This window comes from Aeromonas sp. s13 (assembly GCF_040907905.1).
Taxonomy (GTDB): Bacteria; Pseudomonadota; Gammaproteobacteria; order Enterobacterales; family Aeromonadaceae; genus Aeromonas; species Aeromonas veronii.
This window is the reverse complement of sequence record NZ_JBFOCS010000022.1, coordinates 1-6676: the sequence shown is the minus strand read 5'-3', so window position 1 is coordinate 6676 and position 6676 is coordinate 1. Positions and strand designations below refer to the sequence as shown.

Annotated in this window: 5 protein-coding genes; 2 read left to right on the top strand and 3 right to left on the bottom strand. The window is 60.2% G+C overall.

The genetic code is table 11. From position 1 onward, the window contains the following. Positions 1–359 precede the first annotated feature (359 nt). Together rapA and rluA are read left to right on the top strand one after the other, a co-directional pair. Complete coding sequence (gene rapA / locus AB5Y82_RS02525; RefSeq protein ID WP_368173610.1) at positions 360–3227, top strand: RNA polymerase-associated protein RapA; 2868 nt, start codon at positions 360–362, stop codon at positions 3225–3227. A 115-nt stretch (positions 3228–3342) separates the two neighbouring features. Beyond that, positions 3343–3999 carry a bifunctional tRNA pseudouridine(32) synthase/23S rRNA pseudouridine(746) synthase RluA gene (gene rluA / locus AB5Y82_RS02520; protein ID WP_069528708.1) on the top strand — a complete coding sequence of 219 codons (657 nt, stop codon included), beginning with the start codon at positions 3343–3345 and terminating at the stop codon, positions 3997–3999. Positions 4000–4059: 60 nt separating this feature from the next. Here the strand turns inward: rluA and AB5Y82_RS02515 are convergent, their stop codons facing one another. The 3 genes from AB5Y82_RS02515 to treC form a co-directional block, all read right to left on the bottom strand. Further along, on the bottom strand, positions 4060–4248 hold the full coding sequence (locus AB5Y82_RS02515) for a hypothetical protein (protein WP_005336040.1): 189 nt from the start codon (positions 4246–4248) through the stop codon (positions 4060–4062). 120 nt (positions 4249–4368) lie between these two features. Beyond that, entirely contained in the window at positions 4369–4968 is a 600-nt protein-coding gene (locus AB5Y82_RS02510) for a sugar O-acetyltransferase (protein WP_368173609.1), read from the bottom strand. 3 nt (positions 4969–4971) lie between these two features. Then, complete coding sequence (gene treC, locus AB5Y82_RS02505; RefSeq protein ID WP_368173608.1) at positions 4972–6633, bottom strand: alpha,alpha-phosphotrehalase; 1662 nt, start codon at positions 6631–6633, stop codon at positions 4972–4974. Between the last annotated feature and the right edge of the window lie 43 nt (positions 6634–6676).

Genomic DNA, 6676 nt, shown 5'->3' with positions numbered 1-6676 from the left:
TCGAGTCAAGCCTTATTTTCAAAGGCTTTTCGAGGTTATCGACGAGGTTGTTTGCGTTGCCGCTTGCCCTGTCGATGTGGCGCATTATAGAGATCTGGATCACGCTGGCAAGGGTCTTTTCGAATAAAATTCGCATTTTTGGTTCAACCGTTCACTAATCACCCAAAAAGCACATTTATCCTGCAATAACACACTCGTTTGACGCGCTCGCTATCCTCTAGATGGCGTTGCAGTGGTAGCAGATCAAGGCTGTGGCAATTTGGTCTCTCTACATCTATATGCATGGTGATCGAGGTCACGCCTTCGGGTAACATAGCGCCCCTTTGCGATTCACACACTCTTGGGCTTTGGAGAGTTTAATGCCTTTTGCACTTGGCCAGCGTTGGATTAGTGATACAGAGACGGATCTGGGGTTGGGGACTGTCGTTGCTGTTGAAGGACGCATGGTTACCCTGTTGTTTCCGGCTACCGGTGAAAACCGCATGTATGCCAAAGAAGAGGCGCCGGTCACCCGGGTCAGCTTCAATGTGGGCGATCAGATCACCAGTCACGAAGACTGGACCATGACGGTCGACGAAGTGCAGGAGAAAGACGGCCTGCTTATATATGTAGGTGTGCGCACCGACAATGATGAGCCCGTTGCCCTCAAAGAAGTGTTTCTCAACAACTTTATCAAGTTCAACAAGCCGCAGGATCGCCTGTTCGCCGGTCAGATCGATCGGATGTCCCGCTTCACCCTGCGCTACGAAGCGCTGATCAACCAGCACCAACGTCGTCGCAACCCGACTCGTGGTCTGGCCGGTGGCCGGGTCAGCCTGATCCCGCACCAGCTCTATATTGCCCATGAAGTGGGTCACCGCTACGCTCCGCGTGTATTGCTGGCTGACGAGGTGGGTCTGGGCAAGACCATCGAAGCGGGCATGATCATTCATCAGCAACTGCTCTCCGGCCGCGCCCATCGCGTACTCATTCTGCTGCCCGAAACCTTGCAGCACCAATGGCTGGTCGAAATGCTGCGCCGCTTCAACCTGCACTTCTCCCTGTTTGATGAGGAGCGCTGCATCGAGGCGTTTGCCGATGCGGAGAACCCCTTCGAGACCGAACAGCTGGTGATCTGCAGCCTCGACTTCCTGCGCAAGAAGCGTCGTCGCTTCGAGCAGGTGCTGGAGGCCGAGTGGGATCTGCTGGTTGTCGACGAAGCCCACCATCTGGAGTGGAGTGAAGAGGCGCCGAGCCGTGCCTATGAGATGGTGGAAGCGCTGGCCGAACAGGTGCCGGGCGTGCTGCTGCTGACCGCCACCCCGGATCAGCTAGGCCACCAGAGCCATTTTGCCCGTCTGCGCCTGCTCGATCCCGAGCGTTTCTACGACTACGAGGCCTTCCTCGCCGAGGAGCAGGCCTATGGTCAGGTCGCCAGCGCAGCGCAAGAGCTGCTGGATGGCGAGACCCTGAGCGATGAAGCCAGACAGACCCTCGCCAGCCAGCTGGAAGGGTTGGACTTGAGCGATGCCGCCGCCCGCCAGCAGGCGGTCGCCAAGCTGCTGGACCAGCATGGCACCGGCCGAGTGCTGTTCCGCAACAGCCGCGCCAATATTCAGGGCTTCCCCGAGCGTCACCTCAACGTCTACCCCATGCCGCTGCCGGAGCAGTACAAGACTGCCATCAAGGTGATGGGCATGATGGGTGGCAACGGTGGCGATCTGCAGACCCGCGCCCTGCGCTACCTCTATCCCGAGAAGATCTTCCAGCAGTTCGAAGGCGACAACGCCACCTGGACCCAGTTCGACCCCCGTGTCGAATGGTTGCTGGAGCTGCTGCTCTCTGCCCGTCAGCAGAAGGTGCTGGTGATCTGCTCCGAAGCAGCGACCGCCATCGCGCTGGAAGAGGCGCTGCGTACCCGTGAAGGGATCCGTGGTGCCGTGTTCCACGAAGGGATGTCGATCCTTGAGCGGGACAAGGCCTCCGCCTATTTCGCCCAGCAAGAGGGTGGCGCCCAGGTGCTGCTCTGCTCCGAGATCGGCTCAGAGGGTCGCAACTTCCAGTTTGCCAGCCATCTGGTGCTGTTCGATCTGCCTCTCAACCCGGATCTGCTGGAACAGCGTATCGGCCGACTGGATCGTATCGGTCAGCAGAATACCGTCGAGATCCATGTTCCCTATCTGGAGGGTACCTCCCAGCGCGCCCTGCAGCTCTGGTATCACGATGGCCTCGATGCGTTCGAGCAGACCTGCCCGACGGCCCGCCCGGTATTCGAAGCGGTACGTGAAGAGCTGTTCGAGCTGCTGGCCGCCAACACCGGCGATCAGGCAGCCCTCGACGCCCTGCTGGTCAAGACCCGCGAACTGCACGAGCCGCTCAAGGCTCGACTGGAGCAGGGTCGCGATCGCCTGCTGGAGATCCACTCCAGCGGTGGCGCCGCCGCCCAGCAGCTGGTCGACAAGCTGGCCGCCGAAGATGACGACACCGGCATGATCTCCTTCGCCCTCAAGATGTTCGACGAGATCGGCGTCAATCAGGATGACCGTGGCGAGAACGCGCTGGTGCTGACCCCCGGGGATCACATGCTGGTCTCCAGCTTCCCGGGCTTGCCGCAAGACGGCATGACCATCACCTTCGATCGCAACACCGCTCTGTCACGGGATGACATGGCGCTGCTCTCCTGGGATCACCCCATGATGCGCGGCGGTATCGACCTGATCCTGGGCTCCGAGATCGGTGCAACCTCGGTGGCACTGCTCAAGAACAAGGCGCTACCCATCGGCTCCATCCTGCTTGAGCTGATCTTCGTTGCCGAGTCTGCGGCCCATCCCCAGCTCTACCGCTTCATGCCGCCGACGCCGATCCGTCTGCTGATGGACAAGAACGGCCAGAATCTGGGTGAGAAAGTGGCGTTCGATGCCTTCAACCGCCAGCTGACGCCGGTCAATCGCCACCTCGGCAGCAAGCTGGTGACGGCATCCCAACCGGTGATCCACGGTCTGATTGGCAAGGGCCAGGCCATTGCCGAAGAGCTGAAAGCCGGGATTGTCGACAAGGCCCGCGCCCAGATGGCGCAGACCCTGCAGCAGGATCTGGATCGTCTGGAAGCGCTCAAGGCAGTCAACCCGAACGTGCGCGACAGCGAGCTGGATTATCTGCGCACTCTGCAGGCAGAATTGCACCACCTGATCGATCAGACCCAACTCAAGCTGGATGCCATCCGCTTTATCGTGGTCACCCATAACTGACAAGGTACCGACCGACAGCGGCCAGACCCAGCTCAAACTGGATAGCCAAGGCCGCTTTGTCATGGTTACCCATAACTGATGGGGGCTTGCCCCCACCTTCTGATGCGAGACATTTATGTTTGAATACTCACCGCCTCTGGAACCCTGGCTCGATATCCTGTTCAAGGACAAGGACATCATGGTGGTCAACAAGCCCACTGGCCTGCTAAGCGTCCCCGGGCGCGGCCCCGAGAATGAAGACAGCGTCCTGCATCGGGTGAAACAGCAACACCCCAAAGCGGCGGCAGCTCATCGCCTCGACATGTCCACCACTGGCGTCATTGTCATTCCCCTCAATCCCAACTCTCACCGGGAGCTGAGCCGACAATTTCGCGAGCGGGAGACAGAGAAGCACTACCTCGCTTGGGTGTGGGGCGAGCCGGAAGCAGAGTCGGGTCAGGTTGACCTGCCGCTCTGCGTCGACTGGCCCAACCGCCCGAAACAGAAGGTGGATCACGAGGAGGGGCGTCACGCTCTGACCCTGTGGCAGAAACTGAAGGTGGAGAACGGCAACAGTCTGATCAAGCTGACCCCCATCACAGGTCGCTCCCACCAGCTGCGCGTCCATATGCTGGAGCTGGGGCACCCGATCCTGGGTGACAACCTCTATGCCCATCCGGATGCGCTGGCGGCAGCGCCCCATCTCTACCTTCATGCGGCCAGCCTGACCATCAGCCACCCCCGCAGTGGCGAGCGGATGACCTTCGAGGCGCCAGCTCCTTTCCCGGTCTGATCCCGCAAATCGCAGAGATAAAAAAGCCCCCATCGCGAGATGGGGGCTTTTTCATTAGGGTCAGACGCGAATATCGATCTTGCTTCCCAGAGAAGCGCTGGCCGATGTCGGTGCAACCGGCGCTGATTGTGCTGCGTTTTGCAGCAGCTTCAGCGCAGCTTCGCCCTCTTGGGTCTGCTGTTTCTTGGCCAGACTGGCCGTCATCAGAGCAGAACCAAACGACGCATTTGCAGAACTTGATATATCCATAGGGTTCCTCCTGCACTCAACAGTATCGACCAAACGGCCCCGAACATAAGCCCTGAATGCAAAACAATCTGACAGTTGCTTTTCTATCAATCAGATAGCAATAGCATTCATGGCCCCTGTTCACCGCTGGATGACGCCTTCAAGCTCCTGTGCCGTCATCGGCCGAAGCACCTTGCAAGGGTTGCCGGCCGCCACCACATTGGCGGGCACATCTTTGGTCACCACCGAGCCTGCGCCTATAACGCTGTTGTCACCGATAGTGACGCCGGGGCAGATGACGACGCTGCCGCCAATCCAGACGTTGTGACCGATCCGCACCGGCTTGCCGAACTCGACACCCTTGATACGTGGCGCCACCGCCACCGGGTGAGCGGCGGTGTAGATCTGCACCCCGGGCGCCAGCAGCACGTTGTCGCCGATGTGCACCTCACAGACGTCAAGGATGGTGCAATTGACGTTGGCGTAGAAGTTCTCGCCGACGAAGATATTGGCGCCATAGTCGCAGAAGAACGGCGGGTTGATGGCGCACTCCTGGCCGCGACCACCGAGCAGCTCGTGCAGCAAAGCATCCCGCGCTGGTTTCTCCTGCCAGCAGGTGTTGAAGGTGTGATAAAGCCTTCGGCAGCGCTCACGTGCCGCTTTGAGCTCGGGATCGCCCGCGTCATAGGGCTCCCCCGCCACCATCTTCTGCCACTCGGCACCGCGCACCACTTTCGTCATCGCCTACTCCATCAGCCAGATCAGGGATTCATAAGGGCGCAGCATACCCGATTGCGGTTGGGCCGGGCTATCCGGGTAGTTACCGAGCAGCAGGCGACCTTGCCCGCCTTGCAGCTCGGCAGGCAAGGTAAACTCCACCGGCTCGCCGTAGAAGTTGCTCACCACCAGCAGGGTCTGACCGTTGGCTCGGCGGGCATAAGCCCAGATCTGCGGGTGCCCGGTCAGCAGTTCCTGATAATCCCCCTGAGTGAAGATGGGGTGCGCCTTGCGAAGGGCGATAATATCCCGATAGTGCCAGAACACCGAGTGCTGGTCGGCCAGCGCCGCCTCGGCGTTGATCTCGGGATAGTTGGCGGCAGGTTTGAGCCACGGATTGCCTGCCGTAAAACCGGCGTTGGGGGCGGCGCTCCACTGCATCGGCGTGCGCGAGTTGTCGCGGGACTTGGCGCCGAGAATGGCGAGGATCTCGGCCTCGCTCATCCCTTCCGCCTGCTTGATGGCGAAGATGTTGCGGCTCTCCACATCCTGATAGTCGTTGATGTGCTGATAGCCGGGGTTGGTCATGCCTATCTCCTCCCCCTGATAGATGTAGGGGGTGCCTTGCAGGCCATGCAGCGTGCTGGCCAGCATCTTGGCGGCGACCACCCTATGCTCACCCTCGTCACCGAAGCGGGAGACGATGCGCGGTTGGTCGTGATTGCACCAGAACAGCGCCGACCACCCCTTGCCGTGCATACCGCTCTGCCAGTGGTTGAAGATGCGCTTGAGTTCGAGGAAATCGAACGGTGCTTTCGTCCACTTGTCGCCGTTGGGGTAATCCACCTTGAGGTGGTGGAAGTTGAACACCATGGAGAGCTCGGAGCCGTCCAGCGCGCCATAGCGCTGGCAGTGCTCCAGCGAAGTAGAGGACATCTCCCCCACCGTCATGGCCCCCACCGGGGCGAAGACATCGCGGCTCACATCCTGCAGGAATTCGTGGATGCGCGGCCCGTCGGTGTAGAAACGGCGGCCATCGCCACTGTCGTCGCTCGGGAACGCCTGATCCTTGGAAATAAGGTTGATGACGTCGAGCCGGAAACCGTCCACCCCCTTCTTCGCCCAGAAGTGGATGATGTTTTTCACCTCGGCGCGCACCGCCGGATTTTCCCAGTTGAGATCCGCCTGCTCGCGGGCAAACAGGTGCAGGTAGTACTGACCGGTGGCGGGATCCAGCTCCCAGGCGCTGCCACCAAACTTGGATTGCCAGTTGTTGGGTACGCCGCCATCCACCGGATCGCGCCAGATGTAGTAGTCGCGGTAAGGGCTGTTTTTATCCCCCAGCGCCGACTTGAACCAGGCGTGCTCGGTGGAGGTGTGGTTGACCACGATATCCATCACGATGCGGATGTCGTGCGCGTGGGCGGCGGCCAGCAGCGCCTCAAAATCTGCCATGGTGCCGTAGGCGGGGTCGATGGCAAGGTAGTCGGCGATGTCGTAGCCGTTGTCCACCTGCGGGGAGACGTAAACGGGAGTCAGCCAGAGGGCATCGACGCCCAAGGTCTTGAGATAGTCGAGGCGGGCCATGATCCCCTTGAGATCGCCGGTGCCACGGGCCGCGGAATCCTGAAAGCTCTTGGGGTAAATCTGGTAAATCACGGCACTCTGCCACCAGGGTGTTTGGCTCATGGGTCTTTCTCTTGTCTCGAATATGAAATGGAGAGGGCGACCC

What these genes read in the sequence shown, in the direction of transcription:
- AB5Y82_RS02515 (WP_005336040.1), bottom strand. Translation starts at nt 4,248, where the DNA reads ATGGATATATCAAGTTCTGCAAATGCGTCGTTTGGTTCTGCTCTGATG.
- rluA (WP_069528708.1), top strand. Translation starts at nt 3,343, where the DNA reads ATGTTTGAATACTCACCGCCTCTGGAACCCTGGCTCGATATCCTGTTC.
- treC (WP_368173608.1), bottom strand. Translation starts at nt 6,633, where the DNA reads ATGAGCCAAACACCCTGGTGGCAGAGTGCCGTGATTTACCAGATTTAC.
- AB5Y82_RS02510 (WP_368173609.1), bottom strand. Translation starts at nt 4,968, where the DNA reads ATGACGAAAGTGGTGCGCGGTGCCGAGTGGCAGAAGATGGTGGCGGGG.
- rapA (WP_368173610.1), top strand. Translation starts at nt 360, where the DNA reads ATGCCTTTTGCACTTGGCCAGCGTTGGATTAGTGATACAGAGACGGAT.